This window comes from Vibrio toranzoniae (assembly GCF_024347655.1).
Lineage (GTDB): Bacteria > Pseudomonadota > Gammaproteobacteria > Enterobacterales > Vibrionaceae > Vibrio > Vibrio toranzoniae.
Genome location: NZ_AP025515.1, coordinates 242,942 through 265,797, shown reverse-complemented (window position 1 = coordinate 265,797; position 22,856 = coordinate 242,942). Strand labels below are relative to the sequence as shown.

General features: G+C 42.9%; 18 protein-coding genes and 1 pseudogene. 8 read left to right on the top strand and 11 right to left on the bottom strand.

Translation table 11 applies throughout. The features are described from left to right. Positions 1-262 precede the first annotated feature (262 nt). From OCU50_RS15655 to OCU50_RS15640, 4 genes are all read right to left on the bottom strand, one after another. The gene (locus OCU50_RS15655; protein WP_060466852.1) at positions 263-595 is read right to left on the bottom strand and encodes an Hpt domain-containing protein; all 333 of its coding nucleotides are present in this window, start codon (positions 593-595) and stop codon (positions 263-265) included. Beyond that, positions 589-2,172: a response regulator gene (locus OCU50_RS15650; RefSeq protein WP_060466851.1), complete on the bottom strand. Its 1,584-nt coding sequence runs from the start codon at positions 2,170-2,172 to the stop codon at positions 589-591. The genes OCU50_RS15655 and OCU50_RS15650 overlap by 7 nt, the downstream gene beginning before the upstream one ends. A 238-nt stretch (positions 2,173-2,410) precedes the next feature. Next, complete coding sequence (locus tag OCU50_RS15645; protein WP_060466850.1) at positions 2,411-3,961, bottom strand: DHA2 family efflux MFS transporter permease subunit; 1,551 nt, start codon at positions 3,959-3,961, stop codon at positions 2,411-2,413. Between the two features lie 3 nt (positions 3,962-3,964). Continuing rightward, positions 3,965-5,029, bottom strand: coding sequence for an HlyD family secretion protein (locus OCU50_RS15640; protein ID WP_060466849.1), 1,065 nt, complete (start codon positions 5,027-5,029; stop codon positions 3,965-3,967). Positions 5,030-5,156: 127 nt separating this feature from the next. Between OCU50_RS15640 and OCU50_RS15635 the strand changes: the two genes are divergently transcribed. Beyond that, positions 5,157-6,059, top strand: coding sequence for a LysR family transcriptional regulator (locus tag OCU50_RS15635; protein ID WP_060466848.1), 903 nt, complete (start codon positions 5,157-5,159; stop codon positions 6,057-6,059). Positions 6,060-6,189: 130 nt separating this feature from the next. Here OCU50_RS15635 and OCU50_RS15630 read toward each other — a convergent pair whose 3' ends face one another. The 4 genes from OCU50_RS15630 to OCU50_RS15615 form a co-directional block, all read right to left on the bottom strand. Continuing rightward, complete coding sequence (locus OCU50_RS15630) at positions 6,190-8,505, bottom strand: glycoside hydrolase (RefSeq protein ID WP_060466847.1); 2,316 nt, start codon at positions 8,503-8,505, stop codon at positions 6,190-6,192. A gap of 135 nt (positions 8,506-8,640) precedes the next feature. Continuing rightward, positions 8,641-9,459 carry a DUF2861 family protein gene (locus OCU50_RS15625; RefSeq protein WP_060466846.1) on the bottom strand — a complete coding sequence of 273 codons (819 nt, stop codon included), beginning with the start codon at positions 9,457-9,459 and terminating at the stop codon, positions 8,641-8,643. Beyond that, positions 9,456-10,106 (bottom strand): response regulator transcription factor, encoded by a 651-nt coding sequence (locus OCU50_RS15620; protein ID WP_060466845.1) that lies wholly within the window; start codon positions 10,104-10,106, stop codon positions 9,456-9,458. The genes OCU50_RS15625 and OCU50_RS15620 overlap by 4 nt, the downstream gene beginning before the upstream one ends. Next, complete coding sequence (locus tag OCU50_RS15615; RefSeq protein WP_060466844.1) at positions 10,084-11,493, bottom strand: ATP-binding protein; 1,410 nt, start codon at positions 11,491-11,493, stop codon at positions 10,084-10,086. The genes OCU50_RS15620 and OCU50_RS15615 overlap by 23 nt, the downstream gene beginning before the upstream one ends. Positions 11,494-11,764: 271 nt before the next feature. On the opposite strand from OCU50_RS15615, the gene OCU50_RS15610 reads away from it, so the two are divergent. Both OCU50_RS15610 and OCU50_RS15605 read left to right on the top strand, forming a co-directional pair. After that, positions 11,765-12,298: a YbhB/YbcL family Raf kinase inhibitor-like protein gene (locus OCU50_RS15610; protein ID WP_060466843.1), complete on the top strand. Its 534-nt coding sequence runs from the start codon at positions 11,765-11,767 to the stop codon at positions 12,296-12,298. Between the two features lie 61 nt (positions 12,299-12,359). Then, positions 12,360-13,157: a helix-turn-helix transcriptional regulator gene (locus OCU50_RS15605; RefSeq protein ID WP_060466842.1), complete on the top strand. Its 798-nt coding sequence runs from the start codon at positions 12,360-12,362 to the stop codon at positions 13,155-13,157. A gap of 14 nt (positions 13,158-13,171) precedes the next feature. Here the strand turns inward: OCU50_RS15605 and OCU50_RS15600 are convergent. Then, positions 13,172-13,466, bottom strand: a pseudogene (locus OCU50_RS15600) (MFS transporter); the annotation flags it as partial. Positions 13,467-13,626: 160 nt separating this feature from the next. Here OCU50_RS15600 and OCU50_RS15595 point away from each other — a divergent pair. The 5 genes from OCU50_RS15595 to OCU50_RS15575 all read left to right on the top strand — a co-directional run bounded on the left by OCU50_RS15595 (position 13,627) and on the right by OCU50_RS15575 (position 20,396). Further along, the gene (locus OCU50_RS15595) at positions 13,627-14,958 is read left to right on the top strand and encodes a D-serine ammonia-lyase (RefSeq protein WP_060466840.1); all 1,332 of its coding nucleotides are present in this window, start codon (positions 13,627-13,629) and stop codon (positions 14,956-14,958) included. 253 nt (positions 14,959-15,211) lie between these two features. After that, a complete protein-coding gene (locus OCU50_RS15590; protein WP_060466839.1) occupies positions 15,212-16,012 on the top strand; it encodes a hypothetical protein in 801 nt (266 codons plus the stop codon). 250 nt (positions 16,013-16,262) lie between these two features. Beyond that, entirely contained in the window at positions 16,263-17,285 is a 1,023-nt protein-coding gene (gene trpS, locus OCU50_RS15585) for a tryptophan--tRNA ligase (protein WP_060466838.1), read from the top strand. Positions 17,286-17,577: 292 nt separating this feature from the next. Further along, positions 17,578-18,438, top strand: a complete 861-nt coding sequence (locus OCU50_RS15580) for a delta-class carbonic anhydrase (RefSeq protein ID WP_060466837.1) — start codon at positions 17,578-17,580, stop codon at positions 18,436-18,438. Between the two features lie 431 nt (positions 18,439-18,869). Beyond that, the gene (locus OCU50_RS15575) at positions 18,870-20,396 is read left to right on the top strand and encodes a methyl-accepting chemotaxis protein (protein ID WP_082710308.1); all 1,527 of its coding nucleotides are present in this window, start codon (positions 18,870-18,872) and stop codon (positions 20,394-20,396) included. A 141-nt stretch (positions 20,397-20,537) separates the two neighbouring features. Here the strand turns inward: OCU50_RS15575 and OCU50_RS15570 are convergent, their stop codons facing one another. Beyond that, the gene (locus tag OCU50_RS15570) at positions 20,538-21,929 is read right to left on the bottom strand and encodes an HD-GYP domain-containing protein (protein ID WP_060466835.1); all 1,392 of its coding nucleotides are present in this window, start codon (positions 21,927-21,929) and stop codon (positions 20,538-20,540) included. A gap of 265 nt (positions 21,930-22,194) precedes the next feature. Next, positions 22,195-22,854 carry a class I SAM-dependent methyltransferase gene (locus OCU50_RS15565; RefSeq protein ID WP_060466834.1) on the bottom strand — a complete coding sequence of 220 codons (660 nt, stop codon included), beginning with the start codon at positions 22,852-22,854 and terminating at the stop codon, positions 22,195-22,197. Positions 22,855-22,856: the final 2 nt, after the last annotated feature.

The window sequence follows — 22,856 nt, the reverse complement described above, 5'->3', positions numbered from 1 at the left end:
TTCATATGTTGTTGTCACAAAAGTTAGTACAAATCTTTAACTGATTTTTGTTTGAAAGTACGCGTTTCGTTCTGAGTATGTAATCGTTTGCAAAGTCAGTGTGATCTGTCGTCGATTCGAAATGGTCATGGTGAATTTAAAGACGTGCTTTTGGGAATTCAAATATAAAAACAAGCCAAAGAACAAGGCTTTAAATAATCCAGAGCACTCGAGTTCTTTTCTATGTTTAGCTATCACTTGCCTGAATTACCGAACCCTGTGGTTAATAGGTGCTGAGTACTCCATCTATTTGTTGGTTGATAATTTTTATTTCTCTATATATAACGGCAAGGTCGTTATCTTGTGGTGCGAGTTTATTAAGTGTGTTCTGCTCAACCCGTTCTAAGGCCGCTGTGGCTTCTTTTTCGCCAAAGCTGGCTAATATGCCTTTCAGTGTGTGTACCGTAAAGTGAAGCTTCCCCCAATCTTGCTGTTGCACTAATTCATGTATTTCGTTTAACGAATTGCCATGATCTTCTTGATACGTCGATAACACTACGAAGATGACATCTCTGTCGTTATCTAAGTAATCGTTTAAAGCATCGAAATCTAGCATAAGGACTCCTGTCGGTTACATGTTGAAATTGGGCTCGGAGGTTTAGTGGAAAAACCATAACGCGATGCCTCGTTAATCCATTGCTTCCATCTTTTGGGAAGTTCTAATTGTGTGATGTCTTGTATAAAATCGTTACTAAGCTGTTCTTGTATTTGAGTTCTATTCACAGCATATAGATAGTCAAGCTTAGCGGCTATCGAATAGGGATAGCTGTGAATATAGTCTTTAATGACTTTTATCGAATCCAAACTTTCGAGGTTGACCAACATGGAAGGTGACAGTGTTTTAGGCTGTTCTCGATGCAATACAGTAGCACCACGCAATTGGATACATTCTATGACTACACGATATAAGGAGTACTCTCCAAAGTGAGCAAATAGTGGCAACAATCGGTTGAGTAGGTCGGTTGGGGTTTCGTAAAAGCGGTAAGAAAGTAACGTGGCCGCTTTGACCAGTTTTTGATGTGCAAGCTTTTCATTGTTTTCAAGTATGAGTATGTGACAGTGGAAGATAGCCAAGTTTGAGAGTACTTGATTTTGAAGATTGCTTGGTAGTTTTAAATTGACCTGTGTTGCGAACTGGCCTGCATGTTCGATCAGTGTTTTTTTATTGTTGGTATTCGTTTCACGCTCATACGTCGCTTTCAAAGAGTTGAAGTAGGTTGATATGGAATTAAGGGCATCAATATCGGCAGATGAAATGCTGCTCGCATAAATCTCACCTAATTTGATTAATACTTGTGTATTGTCGGCGTTTTCAGCTAAATCGATGGCGCGAATTGCGCGATGGCTGACACTAGGCGTTAATTCAAAAGATCGTAATGCTAACTTTAAGGCTGGCAATAACATCTGATGTTTTTCGTAAAGACAGCTTAGACAGTCTATTACGCTCAAAGAAAGCGGTTGTGCAACGAGGTAGTTGTGCAGTTTATTTATCGCTGATTTTGGTTTACCTAACCCATCTAAAATCAATGCTTCTGCGACCAGTTTTGTTGGGTGCATATTGGTCTTCGATTCATTGAGTAAATCTGAGAGCAGGTCCCACTTCTTACCAGTAATCAAATGCTCAATTAACGTTGCTTCAAACTGTCCCTTGGTATTTTTACCGGGAATTTTTAATGCGGATTTCAGTGCTGCTTGATCATTTATGGGGTAAAGGTTAATGAGCTGAGATATTTGTTTTGCTTCAAGCAGTGCTGTTTGGACCTTCTTTCCAAGCGCGGTAGTATTGATTGGTTTGGTAATAAAATGTTGTGCTTCACCGGATAAAGCAGTCAATACCGTTTCCTGACGCATGTCACCAGATAGTAATATTGTCGCAACGGTATGGTCTATAAGTCGGTTACGATAGAGAATACCTAGCAGTTCAAAACCGGTAAAAGATTGCTCTAGATGATAGTCGATGAGAAGTACATGGAAAGAGTGTGTTTCAACTGCTTTGACCGCTTGTTGATAGTTGGTCGCAATGAAAATATTCCCATGCGAAATACCCAGGCTGACAAGTTGCTGTTTGATAAGAATAGTGGCACTCCTAGAGTCGTCCACAATTAAAACCCTTAGGCCTGGCGATAAGTTCAAATCTTCTTTCCCTAGATATTCAACTATAAATTCAATTTAGGTGTCGTGTTGCATAAAGTCAAGGTCCTGGAAACCTGGATTTTTAACTATTAAGATATTGATAGAATACTATTTTCTATGCTGTGAAAATCTCATTTTATAGAATGTTCTGTGTAGCTACCTATAAAAATAACGAACAAAAAAATGACGAACTGATTAGCTCGCCATTTGAATGTTAGGTAAAGAGGGTTAGAGTGATCTAATCACGCATATTCAGAATCAATACAGCGGCTAACGCTAAGAATGCTGTCATCATCAAGAACACATCATTATAGGCCATGATAGCGGCGTCACGTTGCATGGTTCCTAACAAGCTTGCTTGCGCTTGTTGCATCGCTGTCGCGGCATCACTGCCAGATTGGATAAAGAACGCTTGCTGATCTTTGAGTGTTTGCCAACCTAACTGACTCACTGAAGGTAGCGACTCTTTGATATGTGCAAGATGCTCGCGTGTCTTGTTGTCCAGTAGCGTAGCGATAATCGCAATACTGAACGCACCACCTAGGTTGCGCATTACGTTGGTTAAAGTAGAAGCGTCAGGAGTGTCCATTTTGCTGATGTTCTTCATGGCAACCAAAGACAGAGGAACCATAATAAACGGGCTACCGATAGCGCGTAGAACCATAGACAAAATCAACTGTTGGCCACCAAAATCAATCGTCATGTGTGTGTTCACGTAACAACTGAAACCAAACATCGCGAAGCCAAAGGTCACCAAGTATTTGGGCTTAATGATTTGAGTCAGTTTGGGCACGATGGGGAATATCAGTAATTGAGGAAAACCCATCCACATCAGTACTTCGCCAATCTCCATCGCGTTGTATTGCTGGATCTGCGTTAAGTACAATGGCAATACATAGATTGAGCCGAGCAACGCCATCCCTAAAATCAGATAGGCGATACAAGACATCGCAAACTGCGCATCCCGCAATAGCCGCAAATTCACCAATGGCTTCTTGTGTTGTAACTCGTTTATCACGAAGTAAACCAAACTCACCGCAGACACAATACTCAAGCCAACGATAAAGCTTGAGCTAAACCACTCCTCACGGTTGCCTTCTTCTAGCACGACTTCCAAACAACCTAAACCTAGCGCCATGGTCGCGATACCGAACCAATCGGCTTTTTTCAGCGTGCCAAGGTCGAGTTTTTCATCATCCAAGCCATACCGGATCATGGTGATCACAAGCAGAGCGGGTGGAATATTGATATAGAAAATATAGTGCCACGAGAAGTTTTCGGTCAACCAACCACCAAACGTTGGACCAATAGACGGAGCAAACGTCGCGGTGACACCAAACAGTGCCATGCCGACCGCCCGCTTATTGATCGGCAGCAGTTGAATAACTAGTGAGAAGGCGAGTGGAATTAATGCTCCACCACTAAAACCTTGCATCGCACGGAACACGATCATCGATGTCATGTTCCACGAGAAAGAACACAGCAAAGATGAAATGGTGAATATTGTCGTGGTCCACGTGAGATAACGGCGTTTACCGAGCGCTTTTGAAAGCCAACCACTGAGTGGAATGGCGATCATTTCTGCGACTAGGTAAGAGGTCGAAATCCACGAACTTTCATCCAAGGTTGCAGACAAGGCACCTTGAATATCTTTAAGAGACGAGTTGGTGATCTGGATATCCAAGATCGCCATGAACGCACCAATCAAACCGCCAAATAGGGCGATCCAATGGCGAGTTGATACTTTGTCCTCATCATGGGTTGAGGTGATAACACCGGCGCTGCTCATGGTCTAGCCTCGTTTATCGATGGTCGCAACCACCGACAAGCCAGGGAGTAATCGACCTTTCAATTCTTGTTGATCTGGGATGGTAATTTTCACAGGCACACGTTGAACGATTTTGGTGAAGTTACCGGTTGCGTTTTCAGGTGGTAGCAGCGCGAACTTAGCGCCAGTAGCAGGGGAGAAGCTGTCTACCACACCTTCAAGTGGATGACCTGGAAAAGCGTCTAGCTCAACTTCAACCGTTTGACCTTTGTGAATGCCACTTAGTTGTGTCTCTTTGAAGTTTGCTTCAATCCACACTTGGTTATTAGGCACTAAACTCATAAGCGGAGCACCGGCTTGAATCAGTAAACCTTCACGCACACTGCGTTTACCAATGATGCCATCGGTAGGTGCGTAGACTTTAGTGTAATCAAGGTTGAGCTGTGCTTGTTCTCTTTGTGCTTGAGCTTCAGTGACTGATGCTTTGGCTTGTTCAATTTCGCTGGCAATAACGATGAGTTGGTCATTGCTTGCAACAAGGTTGGCTTTCGCTTCTTCTAATTCCGCTTGGGTGACTTTTTGTTGTGCCACCATGCTGTCGACTTCATCTTGAGAAGCGTAATTGCGTTTTAACAAGCTGCGAGAACGTTGCACTTGTTGGATAGCACGTTCATATTCTGCTTGTGCGGAATCAACTCGACTTTCTGCTTGGTTAATTTGGCTACGTTGTAACGTTTGTTGGGCTGCAAGATTGTGCACGCTTGATTGAACAACAGCTAGATGAGCATTAGCCTGAGCGAGTGCGGACTGGTAATCACGATCATCAATTTGAACCAATAAATCACCTTGTTTAACCGATTGGTTATCACTCACGTAAGACTTAACAATATAGCCAGATACCTTAGGGCTAATATTAGTGATGTCGCCTTGTAGGTAGGCATTATCGGTCGATTCAAAATACTGGCCGTAGCCATACCAATATCCAGCGCCAGCTAAACCTAATGACAGCATGATCGCAGTAGCAATAAGCGGCGCTTTTTTACGTTTTTTTGTGCTTACTGATTGCGAAGCGTTGTTGTTCTCTGTCATTTCTATTTCTCATTGTGTTTCTATTTAAATGTAACGAATTGTAAATGAATTAGATTGATTGATAAGATAGGAAAAAAGGGAAACACTGTTGCAAAAATCTAACCAATAGAAGCTTTGGAGAAGTACGATGGACTTAAATGCAGTGACGGTTTTTACACAAGTTGTTGATTGTGGGAGTTTCACGCAAGCTGCTGAAGTCCTTAACATGACTAAGTCCACCGTTAGTCGAAAACTGGCAGAGCTCGAACAGCATTTAGGTGTGAGGTTGATCACTCGTTCAACACGTAGCTTGGTGCTCACCCCCGAGGGGGAGCGTTTTTACCTATCGAGCACGCAAATGCAAGAGATCATGAACCAAGCTGAACTAGAGGTTTCTGCCAATCAGGATTTAATTCGAGGGCCGCTTAATGTGGTTTTACCTGTCGAGTTGGGGCACCAAGTGTTGGCTAAATACATCCATCGCTTTCTTCTTGAACATCCGAATGTGACGATGAATTTGGAGCTGACTAACCGCGAAGTCGATATTATTGGAGAAGGCATCGATCTTTACGCACAAATTGGTGAGCTGGAAGATTCCAGTTTGGTCTCTCGTTATCTAACATCCTCTGAGCGTGTTTTAGTCGCTAGCCCTAAATATTTAGAACAGTTTGGCGAAATCAAAACTCCCAAGGACCTCAAGTCACCATTTCGTATGGTTGAGGTCGCTAATAAAGCGGCGCGCTTGCCTAAGTGGGAACTACAATTGGGCGATGGAGAGCCAGAGCTGATAGAGCTACCGAGTCAATTGAAGGTCAATACTATTACGGCATGTCTTACCGCGTGTGTTGATGGGTTAGGGCTTGCAGTACTTCCAGAATTTATTTGTAGAGACCACTTTAAGACTGGTCGGTTAATCCGTCTTTTACCTGAATATGAGATGCCACAAGTGTCTGTGAGTTTGGTGTATGCCGATAGGCAGCTCATGCCCAAACGTAAAAAGGTGTTTATTGATTACCTACTAACGGCTTTTCTAAGCGAGAAAAATAAGTAGCGTTCGTCTAGTTTATCGAAGTGATTCAAAGCCGTCAGTTCTTTAGCATCAAAACAGAAAGTTATGGGAAACAAAGAGCTAAAGAACCGAACATTAAGACCTGACATTAAGAACTAGAGCACGAACCTAATCAATTCAGCGCTGGTTTCCACTCAACGACTTGCCCATTGCTTAATAACGCTTTGATAGAGGTCGCCGCTATTTCAACTCCGTTTTGGCTAAACGCTTGGCCAGAGAAGTTTGCGATGATTTTACTGCCGTCATCGAATACGGTTTGTTGAACATCGCCGTTTTTGTCTAACCAGTCGAAATCGACCAACTGCTTATTCCATAGCTGTTTGTGTATCGGTTCAAAGCCGTCTTGATAGTGTTTTAGTGCTTTGAGCCTTGGGCTCGAATTTGATAAAGCTTCATCTCTTGTTAAGTGAACCATCGCAGGCGTGTTGTACAGCATGGCAGTTAAGTCGCGGTTGGCTTTCACATTACTGAACTTGAGACTGTCTGAATGCCAATGGTGGGTGTTAATCAATTCATCATGGAATACGGCTTGATATAGTGGAATGCGGTATTGAGGCGAAAACAGTAGCGACTGGTATGGCTCTTTAACCTTTGCAGGCTTGAAGAAGAAGTCCGGTTTATGATCAGGATACCAGCGACCCAAGTAATAAGGCGACTTGCGGTTTTCTTTCATGTCTTTGTCTGTCCAACCAAAGCCGACCGTTTCTAAGCCGTGTGCAAACGCGATGCCTTTGGTTGTCAGGCTATTGCCATCTTCAGAACCCAACACCAAATTTGGTTGCTCACTTAACAACTGCATACGGTTATTGAAAGTAAAAAGCATATCCAATTCATTGGAATTGTCTCGATAGTCCTCACGCGCCATTGCTGTTGCATCTACATCTAAGAACAAGCTATTGAAGTTGCCCAACCTCATGATGTCTTGTGCGCGCTGCTTTACATAATCTAAATGGCAATTCGGATTTAGATAATAACCGTTACCTCGGAATCCTTTTTTCAAGCTGCCATCCGCTAGTTCAATCGCGCACTTCTCGCGAATAGGTGTTGGTAATTGAGCCGTTAACCAGTTGTCGTTTAGCTTGGCGGGTATGGCTGTGTTGTAGGAGTCGTAGGTTCCAACCAGATAACCAGACTGTTTAGCTAGTTCCACCGCGTTCGGTTGATAGAAAGCTGGCATCCAATTATCAAAACCCAGCCAAAGCTTATTCAGGCCTGCTTTATTTAGGTTGCTGACCATGTCCGACGACAGGGCTTGTCCCCAAGTTTCAGGAGTATTGAGATAAGAAGACGCGTTCTTAATCAACCAGTTTTTCTTGTTCTGTGCAGCGGCATATTGAGCTTGAATAGTGTTGTCGGTGAGTGTTGGCGTGGCAACAGGATACAAGCCTTGTAGTGACTGGCTGATAGAGTCCAACAACAGTTGTTTGTGATATTGGCTGAACCAATCTTTGCTTTTAGACAGTGAAGACAGTTCTCGCTTGGCCTCACTTGGAACAATCAGTTGAGATCTCTCTAGATACCAAGCGTTTAATCCCCACCAGTCGTTCACATCTTGGACGCTTAACGGATCTTTACCAAATAGGTACACGTGGCTCGCGCCAATTAGCTTGCTCACATCTGGATTTCGCTTTTTCTTTTCCGCAAGTGATTTAGATAGATCATGATCAATGCGCCAATCGCGGTATTGTTTAGCGCCATCTAACCAAGAGTCTCCAAGTGTTATTCGAACGATAAAAGGTTGTGACTGATTCAGCGCGGTAAATTGATGTGATGCGCTCATATCAATCTTGGTCTTGGCTTCGGAGGGCATATCTGAGGACGTATCAGAAAAAAGTAATTGGTTATTGGTTGGATTAATCATCTGATAACTGATGAATTGATCCTTCTGTTGTGCGGTCCAAAACGGCATCTTTAAGTCTTGAGTTGTGTTACTTCCTGAATGATTGTCGACTAGATGGTTTGCCCAATGTTTATTGTTGGTAGGCACACGCATCCCTTCGCTAAACGGCAGGAATAGGGTTTGAGTTTGTTGTTCAGCAAGGTCAAACCAAGCGAGTTCAATGGGGTGGTTTCGTTTTAGTTGTGTGTTTTCAGGTAAGGTGAATTGGACAAGGAGATCATCTTCTTTCAACTCCGCTTTAACATGGATTCTGCTTGGTAGGAGTGTCCAAGAAGCCTTGGCTTGGGAGTGAGCGACAAGTTGAGTGACTTGCTGAGGTTGACGATCAACCGTTAGCGCTGCGCTATTCACGCTTATGTCATTCCAATCTATCGCTAATGTTTTTGTTGAAATCGATATGGTGTCGCTGTTGTTGGTATTCGTTAGCGTTATCTGGCTGTCTTGTGTGTTTGCTGAGAACGCACAACTGCTGAAGAGAGCCGCAATGGCGAAAGACGTAAAGTTAAGGTGGTGACGTACACTGAGCATATCTAGGTTTCGTAAAGAGTAAGTACGGTTATTACACCTAAGTCGTGTTGGTGCTTTGTCACCTATATGTCTCCATTCTTTCCCTTAGGGGTTTAATTCCATTTTATAGCGAGCTTAACTCAGAAAGGTATTAGCTTAGAAAGGTACCGCGACACGCTGTACATATTGGATTTCAATCGCACCTTGATATTCAAACATTTCCACCGAAGCACTCAGGTGCTTGGCTTTTGAGCCTGAAGGGCTTTCTGTTGGAACCGGTGCTTGCGTTGTTTTGATTGGCACCTTGAAACCTAACATATTGTAATTTTTATCAAACCACTGCCAACTGACATGGGTGTCTGGACAGTTGTCGATTACCTTGGGCGGCGTTACCCAAATATGCGGGTTGTTGAGTTTACTTTCGAGTGTTAGCCATCGTTTACTGTCATCCAAAGCCACGATAATAGGGTAGTTGTTTGACCCTATGGTTAACTGGTAAACACCAGACTCCGGTTTGAGAAACATTTCGCTAGTTTCAATCTCTTGATATGCCGCATCAGAATTGAGTTGCCCGTCGATAATGGTTTTCCCATAAGGCGACACCAGAGATATTCGTTGTGTTTGAGCTTCTATCGCTCCATTCAACTGCTCGACAGAGAATTTAATCTGATAGCCTTGTGAAGAAAGGCCATGGCGCCAGATAAAGCTCACTTGGACGTGGCTGTTGGGTGCTGCACTTTGTTCAAGAGTGCTTCCACATTGAGTCCTACTTAAGATCTCTTGTTTTACGGTTAGCCAACGTTGGCTATCAAGTTTCTCCTGATTAAGCGCGATTTGCAGTTCTTGCCATGCCACTTGCGGTTGATCATTGAGCAGTGATTGATAAGTGTGTTGCAATGGCGTATTGGTAAACCATGCCGCATGACACGCAAAGGGTAGCGTGCAGATTAGTGCTGTTAATGTCCTTAATTTCATTGTGATTCTCCAGCCAAACGATAACCAACTCCACGATGTGTTTCTAGATTCAGTGCTGGTAGCTTTTGACGTAAACGCAGTATGTGGTTATCAACGGTTCTGGTACTTGGGAAAGCTTGGTAACCCCAAATCTTGTTGAGCAATTCATCTCGGTGAAATACTCGCCCTTGGTTCTGAACAAACAAAACTAATAACTGAAACTCTTTAGGTTTGAGTGCGATAGGCCTGCCATCCAGATAAGCGATTCGTTCCGACAAGTTGATTTGGATGTTGGCGTAGTTCAAGTGGCTAACACCTAATGGACGGAGCTGTGTGATCACCCGAGCAAGCAACTCTTCATTTGAAAATGGTTTAGTCACGTAATCTTTAGCGCCAGCCATCAAGCCTTCAACACGTTGTTGAACTTCCACTTTCGCGGTTAACACAATCACAGGTAGAGCTTTGAGCAGTAACCAATTTGGAAGGTGTTGTAAGCTGTCGCCGTCTTCGAGTTGTCGATCCAGTATCACAAGATCGGCTCGAAACCATTGCTTACTGGCACTCTGTGAATCCTTCGCCCAAAGGCAGTGGTAACCACTGGACTCAAAAAAACTGACGAGACCTTGTCCAAGCAGATGGTCATCTTCAATCAGCAGTAGGGTGTTCATAAACTAGTTCCAAAATACATCGGGTCGGGTTACGAAGAATAATGAGGCGACCATTCACTTGCTTCATCAGGTGTTCGACAATCGTTAGGCCAATGCCCATGTTGTCTTGTCTGTGATTGGTATTCGGTGTTGTTCGAGATACAAACCGTTGCAGAAAAGAAGGGAAGTGGCCTTCGTCTTGCACCTCAATCCTGAGCTTTTCAGCGAGTTCGACTTTTACCAACACCTCACCTTTACCGTGTTGTTTGGCGTTTTTAATCAAGTTATCTAGGCAGATGGTTAGCCAGTAATACGGTAGGTTAAGTTCGGCATCACTTGATTCACATTGATACTCGATATTGTGCTTTTCACATACATGATCGAGCCACTCCTCTAAGGATGCGTTTTGCTTTAACAAAGGCTCCGACTGATCCGCACTTAGGTACACTTTGCTGTTTTCGGTGAGCTGAGAGAGCCTTTGATAGTCTGAGATTAAGCGCCAAACCGCATCTTGGGTATCATCGGGAAATTCATCGTACCGATTTCTAAACATTTCGACGGTTAAGCCAAGGCTAGTGATCGGGGTTCGAAGCTCATGAGTGAGGAGCTGCAGCACAAACTGCTTCTCTTTGCGCTCTTTTCGTCGCAGGTATAAGACTCGACCTAGTACTGAAAGCAGCAACAACAGCAGGCAAAAGGTCAAAATTTGCATTAGAAGCGTGCCATTGCTCGATTCAGTCAGGCACAGGTTACTGTAACGAAAAGAACAGTTTTCGCCCAACAATGTTACTTTTTGTTGATCAGCGATAGGTTGCCAAATTTCCGACGGAATCGCTTTCCAACCTTGTTCGCCACTTAACCAAAGCACATCACCTTGTTGCCAAGCGCGGTATCCATTGAGTAGCGCTTCTTTTCCGTCTTTTTCTAAGCTTTCTAGCTTGTTGTGCAACGGGTGCTGAGGATTGCTAATACTCAAAAATGGATGAATTTGTTTACTGTTCTCTGGGGAATGAGCGACATAGCGATCAGCAAAGCTGCCACCAGCAGGATGTCGTTTTGAGTGTGCCGCAAACCAGATGGAATCCAACGGTTTTTCCTGACACAAAGCCAGCTCGAATTCGATCGCATCATTCAAAAAAGGGTTGGTGTTTTTAATCGCTAGGCAACTATCTTGTATTGTGGCTAGCTCAGCGATATCGCCCCAACTGAATTTGGTGAAATCGGGGTAGCGGCTGCTTTCCTGAAGCAGAACTTTTGGATACTGAGATAACTCTTGTTGAGAAATAGAGATAGGAGACGATTGCCAACTGAGTTGATACAGGGTTTGCCATTTGTTTTGCAAACTTTGGGCATTGGCTAATGTTGGGAGCCAAAGGGTCAAACAAAGGGCTAATGTCAGCCTGCGCATCCAGTCATTCTCATTAAAAGTCATTAGGGCGAGTCTAAAGAGTTTTGGTTGAGATTTGTAACCTGAATGTCAACAAGTGCATTTTTATTTAAAACTGTGATAAGCCTGCAAGATAAATAATACAGGTAGCTAAAATTATGTACTTGTATAATGAGGATGAATTTCAGTAAGTATCATTTACTGGTTCAAGGTTGGGTGATTGTATACTTACTGTCATTTTTTAAGAGTGAAAGTGACTATACTGGATTTAAATCTAATAAGAGGAACCACCATGAAAACAACTAGTAAATCAATATTGGCAATGAGTATTTTGGCTGCAGGGGCGGCTCAGGCATTTGAACTAACGAGTAGTGATATTCAAGAAGGTCATCCTATGGCGAAGACGTTTGAATACTCTAGCTGGGGCTGTGATGGCGATAACTTATCACCGCAGTTGATGTGGAAAGACGCGCCAGAAGGTACCAAAAGCTTTGCTATTACAGCGTACGACCCAGACGCACCAACAGAAAGCGGCTTCTGGCATTGGGTGGCGTTTGATATCCCTTCATCGGTAAAGGAGCTTCCTAGAGGTGTTGATATCTCTAAGCTGGGTGGTAAAGAAAGCCGCATCGATTACGGGACGATTGGTTTTGGTGGTGCTTGTCCTCCTGAGAACGACGGTATGCACCGTTACCAATTCACTGTTTGGGCGTTACCAACGGATAAGCTTAACCTAGATGAAAACACGTCGTCTGCTGTGGTCGGTTTTACGTTGGACAGCATGGCGTTAGATAAAGCGAGATTAACCACGACTTATACTCGTTAGTTGGTTAATAAAGCAATAAGCAATTATTGCTACAAGAAATACAACCAAACAAGGGGATGGGATGAATCATCAATATCAAGTGACCGTCTTTCGATCTGAGCAATTACAGACGCTGCGAAATGTGAGGATTCTATCCCCGAGTATTATCCAGATCATCACCGGCAGTAAGCGCTTGTTTTGGAAAAATTCATCAACCGAACTCACACACTCGGAGCTATTGCTGTGTGAAGCGTCGGCATCACTGAGTTTCGAAAACATGCCGCATAAGGGGCGTTTTCTTTCGCGTGTATTCAGTTTTTACTTTCAACCTACGCAAGTGATGCTCGATTTTAGTGAGCGGCGCTCAGACGAGTTAGGACTAGCCACTGTAGAAGCCGACCGTAGTTTGCAAGATTCATTGAGTGCTTTGTTTACGTTTGATCGTCAAAGCATGAGCAAAGAGACTCAGCAATTTTGGTTGCAAGGTTTATATCAGCAATTGGCGGAGAAGGGTGTATTGCATCGACTGTTTACTAGCTCAAACATCTCTTTTAGTCAAAAGCTCAGTCACTATCTTTCCCACTCTCCAGATGAGAAACACCCGTTAGAGTCAGTAGCAGAACATTTTGCGATGAGCCGCACCACGCTTATCCGTAAACTCAAACTTGAAGGTATGCAGTATCGTGAGGTATTAGCGGAAGTGCGTTTAAGCCACGCACTGTATTTAATGCAGTGCGGTCAGCACAACGTCGCTATGTTAGCCCAGTCTTGTGGCTACCAATCTGAAGGGCGTTTTAGCCAGCGCTTTAAAGGAAAGTTTGGAGTGTCACCAAGTGAATACATTAAGACAGTCGCAGGCAATAAAGTCGCGACGCCATAATCATCCTGTTTGGCCTAAACGCTGACTTTTTTGTCTCTTGCTGCCAGTACAGTGAAAATCGTGCACGCAAATGCAAGAGATGCGATCAGCAGAATGGGAACGCTCCAAGAATCGGTTTGAGCATGAAGCTTATCCACCAGCGATGCGGCTTGGCTGCTATTCGATGTACGTAAGTCAACAAAAGAGAGTGCGGTAATAAACGTCGAGCAGTTGGCTAATCCAAAGAGTGATGAGCCATTGTTGATTTTCACTTTTGGCTAAGAATGGCAGTAACAGCAGTCCCGGAACCATAGTCGAAAATTGCAGAAATGTGCTATTACGAAGAAAGGCCCTCATAGGTTGCTCTATTGGTTACTTATGAGAAGAAAAGCTAGCCTACAGATCATTGAATGATTACACAACTACCGTTTAAATAGGTTTACTAATAACTGAACCAGCGTAGTTCGCGCTTTACTAGAGAAGGTCACCCATGACTGTATTGAATATTGACAAGCTCATTTCAGACTTCCCATTGCTTCAACGGTTAGTTGATCTGGAAGAAGTGACTTGGTTTAACCCAAACATCACGACGTTGAAGCAAGGTTTACCCTATGTGGGATTAGGCGAACAAGATACTCACGATGCGAGCATGAGGCTGCAAAGGTTTGCTCCTTATCTAGCCAAGGCGTTTCCTGAAACTCAAGCGACCAATGGCATCATCGAATCTGAGCTTATCGATATCCCTGCAATGAAGTTAGCATTAGAAGCTCATTATCGGCAGCCAATAAAAGGGCGTTTGATGATGAAGAAAGATAGCCATTTGCCGATTTCAGGTTCAATCAAAGCGCGCGGTGGTATCTATGAAGTACTAACGCATGCTGAGAAGCTTGCCATTGAAGCCGGGTTATTGTGTGAGAGCGATGACTACAGTAAGTTGCTCAAACCTGAATTTCGTGACTTCTTCCAACAATACAGCATTGCGGTAGGCTCCACAGGTAATTTAGGCATGTCGATCGGTATCATGAGTGCCAAATTAGGCTTTACGGTCTCTGTTCATATGTCGGCAGACGCGAGAGCTTGGAAGAAAAGCAAACTTCGTGAGCATGGCGTCAACGTTGTTGAATATGAACAAGACTATGGCGTTGCGGTGGAGCAAGGACGTAAAGAGGCAGAACAAGATCCTCGATGCTTTTTCATTGATGATGAAAACTCGCAAACCCTGTTCCTTGGTTATTCGGTGGCAGGGCAAAGGCTCAAACAGCAATTTGAGCAACAACATATTTCAGTGGATAAAGAACACCCATTATTTGTTTACTTACCATGTGGCGTTGGTGGTGGGCCCGGTGGTGTCGCATTTGGCTTGAAGATGGCTTTTGGTGATCATGTCCATTGTATTTTTGCTGAACCGACTCATTCACCTTGTATGTTGCTCGGTGTTCATACCGGTTTGCATGATGAGATTGCGGTGCAAGATCTTGGTATCGACAACTTCACCGCCGCAGACGGTTTAGCGGTGGGGAGGGCATCTGGCTTTGTCGGTCGAGCGATGGAGCGCTTGCTTGATGGTTACTACACATTAAACGATGAACGCATGTATCAATTGCTAGGCGAACTGAACCAAGCAGAGGGTGTTCAACTTGAGCCTTCAGCGCTAGCGGGTATGCCGGGTGCGATTCATGTTGAGCAAAATAGTGAATACCTTGCTCGTCTAGAAATTGATGAGTCGACGCTAGCGAATGCAACACACCTTGTGTGGGCGACAGGCGGAGGCATGGTGCCATCACAAGAAATGGCAGCTTACTTAGCTAAGTCATCGGTTTAACCCCAAAGCTTTTATGAGCTAATGTTTTTACAAAGAGAAGCTGTTATAAATATCAGCGATTAAAAGATAAGTCATGATAGAAGAGTGTTGTTTATCGGTTGAACACACTCTTTCTCACCTCTAATTCCCACCGTAACTTAAACAATAACTTGCGCAGATCGTTATCCAAAACACACATTTTATAAATTAAACTTCTTAGATGTTCTAACTATCAGTTAGGTTGAGTGGCATTTAACTTGATAGGGATTAAGCAATGCAAACGGATAAAGTGATGCAGACAAGACACATAAACACACCAGAAAAATTACTCCAGCGTTTAGATGCAATCGGGGAGTCTTTGGAAGCATCGAGTAAGGCTCATGCTTTATTGGGATTGGGCTCAGTAGGTATTGAAACGGAGCGACTTGATCAGTATTCAGATGTCGATTTTTTCGCGATAGTACAAACAGGGCACAAGCAGTATTTCTTAGACAGTTTGCATTGGCTATCTAATATTCACCCAATCGACTACGCGGTGAGAAATACCGTCGATGGCTATAAAGTCCTGTACGCCGACGGAATTTTTTGCGAGTTTGCGGTGTTTGAACCCCACGAGTTAGCGCATATCCCCTTTGCTGAAGGGCGCATAGTTTGGCAGCGACCTGAATTTGATACTCAGTGCTGTATCCCATCACAGAAGGGCACTGCAGAAGTTAATTCGCAAGCGTGGATCATAGGTGAAGCATTAACCAATCTTTATGTCGGTATGTCTCGTTATAACCGAGGCGAAAAACTGTCGGGCAGTCGGTTTGTTCAATCTTACGCTCTCGATCGTTTGATCGATCTTGTGGATCAAACTGAACAGCCTGAGCCTGAATTCGTTGATGAATTTATGTCTGATAGAAGGCTAGAAGTACGCTTTCCTAAGTTTGCTCAATTGCTACCAAGCTTTACACAAGGTTACGAGCGTACTGCTGAATCGGCACTTGCCCAATTAGCGTTCCTCAACACCCACTTTATAGTCAATAAAGCCATGTGTGACCGAATCACTGGACTGTGTGCCAGTAACGATTAAGCCTATAACCTGTTAATCTTAAACCTATTTTCTTGGTGCGCGTAAATAACAGTTGTCGCTCGTCAGTATTGTTGATAAGTTTTAACCATGAAATTTAATTCTGCTTCAACTTCAATTTTCTTTTGGTGGTGCTCTTAACAGAGCAGCACGGAATACTCACATTCTTTAGCTGCTGGACGGTAGCTAAGAATGTCATCAAAAATGTCGCCTCTTTTTATCTCCAGTAGCCTTTTTAACTTGGAGATACCCCATGAAAACACCTCAAAACACGAACAAATCGGAAATCATTCTGACTGGCGACCGAGCGACAGGTCCTTTGCATCTGGGTCACTATGTTGGTTCACTTCAGCAGCGAATTTCATTGCAGCATATTCACGACCAAACGATACTGGTTGCCGACATGCAGGGGCTTACTGATAACGCCCATAATCCGGCAAAGGTTTCGTCTAACATTCTCAATGTGGTGGCTGATTATCTCGCGGTGGGCATTGATCCGACCAAGACCACGATTTGCCTTCAATCACACCTATCAGCACTGGCTGAACTCACCATGTTCTATAGCAACCTTGTATCTATCGCTCGGTTGGAGCGTAACCCAACCGTGAAAAGCGAAATCCATAACAAAGAATTTGGGCGCTCAATTCCAGCCGGCTTTCTCACTTATCCTATCTCACAAGCTGCTGATATCACGGCCTTTAATGCAACCTTGATTCCTGTTGGTGACGATCAATTGCCAATGCTAGAACAGACCAATGAGATCGTGAGAAAAGTAAACTCACTCGCGGGTAAGCCAATCTTAAATGAGTGTAAACCTCTGCTTAGTAATGCCTCTCGTCTTCCGAGCACCGACGGCAAAAGCAAGATGTCTAAATCAATGGGCAACGCCATTAATTTAGGTGCAACAGAGAAAGAGATTCGGGTGGCTGTGAAATCTATGTATACCGATCCAACTCATCTAAGAATTGAAGATCCTGGCAAAGTCGAGGGGAATATAGTGTTCACTTATCTTGATGCTTTTCATACTGACGTTAACTATATCAGTGAACTAAAAGAGCACTACCGAAGAGGTGGATTAGGCGATGGTCAGACGAAGAAAGTACTGGAAGAGTGCCTGCAAGATATGTTGCGTCCAATCCGCGAAAGAAGAGCTGAGCTGTTAGATGACAAAGCACAGCTCATCGATATCTTACGTAAAGGCACTCAGGTCTCGAAAGAGAGAACTGAATCAGTGCTGTTGGAGGTTAAAGATCTATTCGGGCTGAATATTTTGTAAATAAGTAGATTAAATCTCTGATATTGGAACCTTACAAATCGACCTGCTTGAATAAAGATACAATCGACACAAGTAGGCGTTTGTTCGACCTATCATGTATTTATCGTGTCTAACGGGCTACGTGTATTAAAGCTTTTAAGACGATTCTTAAAAGCTTTTACACTGATATCAAAGTAAACAATGGAATCTAATCTTACTAAGACGGTACCTTATATTCGCTTTTGATTGCTGTAATATGTGCGCGGTGAAGCTTGATATTTAAGTCGATTTATCAATATTTTAGGGACGAAGCATGAAGAGTAGAAGTGTATTTTTAGGTGTAGTTATGGCTCTATTGTCAGGTCAAGCAAGCGCGTCTAACGCGAACCATGAGCCCGTTTCAGACAGTGTCATAGCCGAGCAAAGATCGCAGTTATCGGAAAATACACAAGGGAAAGGGTTTGGCCCGCAAGCTCCTCGAGATTTAGGTTCTTTCGAAGGCACTAACGCCCACCTGTTTTCGGACGCGCCAGATTCAGCAGCTATGAACTTGTGTAATATTCATTTTCATAAGAATGCTGAGCACAAAGGCGGTGAGTTTACTCAATACGTCGGTAACGGTGATGGTAAAGGTTTCCAAAGTGGTTACAAGTACACAGGTAAATTGAGTACCAATGAGCTTAAATCATTCGGTCAAAAGGTTTGCCCTAGTGAGCATGGCTCTCTTTATTCGGGTGATACTATTGAGGTGCATTACGTGTATTCAACGGCGCAAGTCGCACCGGGTGAAACGCTTGGGGCTTGTTTCAATGATGCAATTACTAACCCGCAACTGCGTGTAGAAACCCAAGTCTATGTGTTGGTGAATGACGATAAAGCACTCGACTTCGACACCTTGGCTAAGCACACTAAAGTCGATGGCTTGCACCAAGCCCCCAATATTCCGAAAGATACAGGAACTGCGATTCAATATTCAGGTTCTACCACCGGTCCTAGTTACAATGAACAAGGCTCGCCTTTCCAAGTTACATGGAACGTGAGACCACAAGTGGCGAAAGTTAATATTGCGACTGTTGGCCGTTGGTGTGAAGGAAACGACTTTAACGAAGATCACGCACACGGTGTGAGAAATTTAGTGGTAAACCCAGAACTACTGTCACCAATCCGCAACTAAATCGGTATATTTGATGGCTAGGCCATTATCTCCATTAGTTATGTGGCTTACTAGATATCACTAGCAGGGCGGTCTCCTTAGGGCCGTCTTTGTTAAATCCCCTAATCCTTCCTAAATTGGCATGATTTAAAACTGCGATACCGTAAGTATTTGTGTTTAATCATTTCCATTTATCGTATTTATACTCCTCTCCCAACCTTCAAGTAACTAACGCGTTCCAAATAATTAGTAAACATTGTGCAAATGTTACGATTTCATACAATTTCGCTAAAGTTATCGAGATTTAGACAGATAAAGAACAGTAGCGAGCTTTAACATGAGAAGTGTTGTATGCGAGCTCAGGTTTAGTTCTTAAACCTCTAAAGAATTTTTAATAAACTTGCGTTGAGACAACCTAAATGAAGAAAACAATCCTATTAGCCGTTTTTATTATGTTTGGTATTGCGGTCGCTGCGAGTATGGTTTCAACCTATCTCATTTCAAGCGAAAAAATTGATGAGATAATCTTAAATAAATCTCAAGTTCAAGCGGAATTTTTAGCTGGCAATGCAGGGTATGTCCTAGAAAACTCGAACAATCCAGTTCAAGACTTACAAAAACTGGTTAGTGAACTTAAACAGCGCAATGATGTTAGTTATGCCGTTGTTATTGATAGTAACGTAACTGCTATTGCACACAGTGATAAAAAGAAACTCAACAAAGTTTATGAAGATAGTTATACCGTTGAAGGCGCAACTAAAGGCGTACAGCAGTACTCGAAGTGGTACGCTGATGTGCAGCAAGTATGGGTGTTTGATATCATGGCGCCTATCTATGTCAACGGTGAACTTTATGGCACCTTTGATATCGGTATTCCAATCACCGAAGTCAGCCAAGCAACAAATGGAATAATTAGTTACCAGTTGGTTTCAATGATTGTTATTTTTGTTGTTTGTCTCGTTGTTCTGTCACTCCTTCTAAACAAATTGATGCAACCCCTCTTGGTATTGAAAAATACATTACATGATATTTCTGAAGGTGATGGCGATTTAACAGTCCGATTGCCAATTAAGGGGAACGATGAAGTCGCTCAAATCTCGTCAGCTTTCAATGTGTTCGTGGGCAAGGTACACGAGATAATTACGCAAACCGTAAATACCGGCGTTGAATTAAATAGCACCGCTATTGCTCTTCGTGAACAGTCACAACAAGCATTGCAAAGAGGACAAGAACAAAACGAACAAACGATGTTGGTTGTGACATCTATGAATGAAATGATTGCTACGGTTAATGAAATTGCATCGAGCGCTGCAAATGCGGCAAATGCGGCAAATATGGCAACCAGCGAGACTCAAGAAGGGCATAACACAATCGAAAAGACAACAACCTCGATTGCTAACCTTGAAGCAGAAATGACGAGTGCGTCTAACATCATCGTGAGTCTAGCTGATAACACACAATCGATCGGCACTATTCTTGATGTTATTAGAGGTATATCTGAACAAACGAATCTGCTTGCGCTTAACGCTGCAATTGAAGCGGCACGTGCCGGTGAGGCAGGTCGAGGTTTTGCTGTCGTTGCCGATGAAGTTCGTAACCTTGCAACAAAAACGGCACAGTCGACAGATGAAATTGACACCATGATCAACCAACTTCAAACTGAAGCTAAAAACGCCGTTAACTCGATGAGTAATAGTAAGAGCTTAATTGAAGAGGGCACCACCGAAACCGAAATGGCGCGCCAAGCTTTGGAAAAAATCTCTACACAAGTTTTGGCTATTCTCGATATTAACACTCAAGTTGCGACAGCAACCGAGCAGCAATCAGCGGTAGCGAATGAGATCAATATGAATATGGATACGGTGAATATTTCAGTGAAGAATGGCTTAAGTGCAAGTGAAAAGTTGGAACAATCGAGCCAGCAACTGGCCGATCTGTCGCAAGCCCTCGATCGTTATGTTGGTTCATTTAAAATCTAGACTTCCTAACATATCTCACTAAGAGGTATGTCGGATTTCCCGTTATTCAATAGCGCGTTATTGCTAATTAGCAGTAACGCGCTTTTTTGTATTCGAACACCATGCCGAGTGGCAGTGCCAAGCCCTAGTATGAAGCGATGGCTAAACAGCGGAATCAAGAGTTGTCAGTTCCTCTGGCAATTTATCCAACGCACGCTTTAATGCTTCAAAGCATTCAGGATCAATTGCAGTATTTAAATTTTCAGACATTATATCCAATGTTTTTGGGACTGGTACTGCTCCGCGGTAAGGTCGTTCTGCTGTAATAGCATCAAAAATATCAGCGGTAGTGATAATTCGGGTTGACAATACAATGGATTCAGCACTTAGTTTGTTGGGGTATCCAGTGCCATCAAGCTTCTCATGATGGCTACCTGCCATGTTTGATAGGTTTTTAAAGGGGGTTATCTGCGATAATATATCTTTAGTAAATTGAGCATGTTGTTGAACGGATAACCATTCATCGTCATCTAATTTTCCAGGTTTATCGAGTATTGTATTGCTCACACCTAACTTCCCAACATCGTGCAATAACGCTGCACGCTTAAGCCATTTCCGTTCTTCTTCTGATACCCCCATTTCGATAGCAATAAGGTCAGTAAAGAAGGCAACTCTCTCGCTATGACCTGATGTGAAAGGGCTTTTACTGTCGATAATTTTTCCAAACGCAAAAACGATGCAATCAAGGTAGTCATCATCAATGAGTATGCTGGCTTTTGCTGGCGCTAATGCCATGACTTTATCAATGATATTTGATGAGGTTAAGGCAGTGCTGAATTCGTTATCCTTTGCTATTTCGTTTATCGCAGAAACTAAAGTGGGATCAAACCAACTTCCACTTCTTTCGTTTGCTTCGTTTAGCGCGGTTTCGAAATTGTGTTCAAATTGAAAAACGTCAATAACTTGTGCGAGTAACGCAATACGAGAGTTTAATGGAATATTTTGTTGAGCGAGGTTTTCTGGCCGACCACTACCATCCCAATGTTCATCTAAAGAATGAACCCCCAATGCGACGTTTTCATTAAACCTTAATTCTCTCGCAATATCAGCACCTCTCGAACAGCGAGTTTCTATCAACTCTTGAGCGTAGGAATCGCCATTTTTTAAGATATCTATCGTCTTAGTGATGCGAGTTAACCAGTTTTTATTTTTCCCCGTATTGCGAATAACAAAGTTAATGACACTTGATAGACTTGTTCCTACCGTCTTAAAGTTACGTTTAAACTCTTGATCATCAGCGAGATAGAGTTCGCAAATACGGGCTGCATTACTACTACAACCAGTATCTTTTAGTAACAGGGTAAAATAGAGATCATGAAGTTCGCTTTCTGATAAACCGATTTTCTCACCTATGTGCATGCCTATCCAGCAGCAACGAATACAATGTTCTGGTGGTTGTCCTTCCGTCATATCCAGAGCTGTTGTCAACGATAGCATTAGCTCAGACAATTGAATGTAATTAGACTCAGGTAATAATGGCGTTACTTTGTTCATTCATTTAACTTCCTATGAGCAGTGTAGGTAGTTGGACTGTTATACCAAGACTTTGTTTTAATGTACCAGTTTTACGCAATAGAATGATAAACATTAAATGCCGCTTAATAATATATGCTCAAAATGTTTTTCTTAAATATGTGTGAGTGAGCGGTTCATTACTGCATCAATATAGCTCACTTTAAGTCTCTTCATACTGGCACTTAAGACGGACTGCACTCAAATCTGGGTATGGCAGCCCGTATGAATGAAATGTACTGTACTTTTAGGTGTTCCGAGAGAATCTTAGTATGTGGCCTTTAAATTTTTGCTCTAAGTAATCAGTATTTTCTGGTTGTATGTGGTCATTTGTAAACCCGTACTCGCTCATTTTGGCACTCAGTTTATTTTTTCGTCCACGGCCTGGATCGACAATGATCACTTCACAAGTATCGTTGGCGTGGTTTTGAATAAAATAGGACAACAATTCAACATGTTGGTCTTCATATAGAAGATCACTACCGATGATAAGATCAAAAAGACCCAATTGGCTTTCTTTGTCTGCCCAATCCACGCGTTCGAAAGCAATTTTCTTTCGGTTATTTAGTTGTATGTTTCTATTTAAGAACTCTTCAACTTCAGGGTGAAAGTCGGTAGCGGTGATGTTGGCTCGTTGCTCATTGAGGAGCAAACTAGATAAAGCCATACCACATCCTATTTCAAGAATACGTTTGTTTTTAGTATCAAAATGAAGCATATGGTGGGCGAGGACTAAACTTGATGGCCAAACAACCCCAAAAATTGGCCACGATGCGGATGAAATACCGATATTGAGTGCAACATTATCTGGGTCATTAAATTGTTGATTATCACGTAGGGTACAAAGGTGTATATCTGTGTTTTCGATTTCAATCGTTTGGTAGCGAATACGAAGTTTAGCTGTCATGT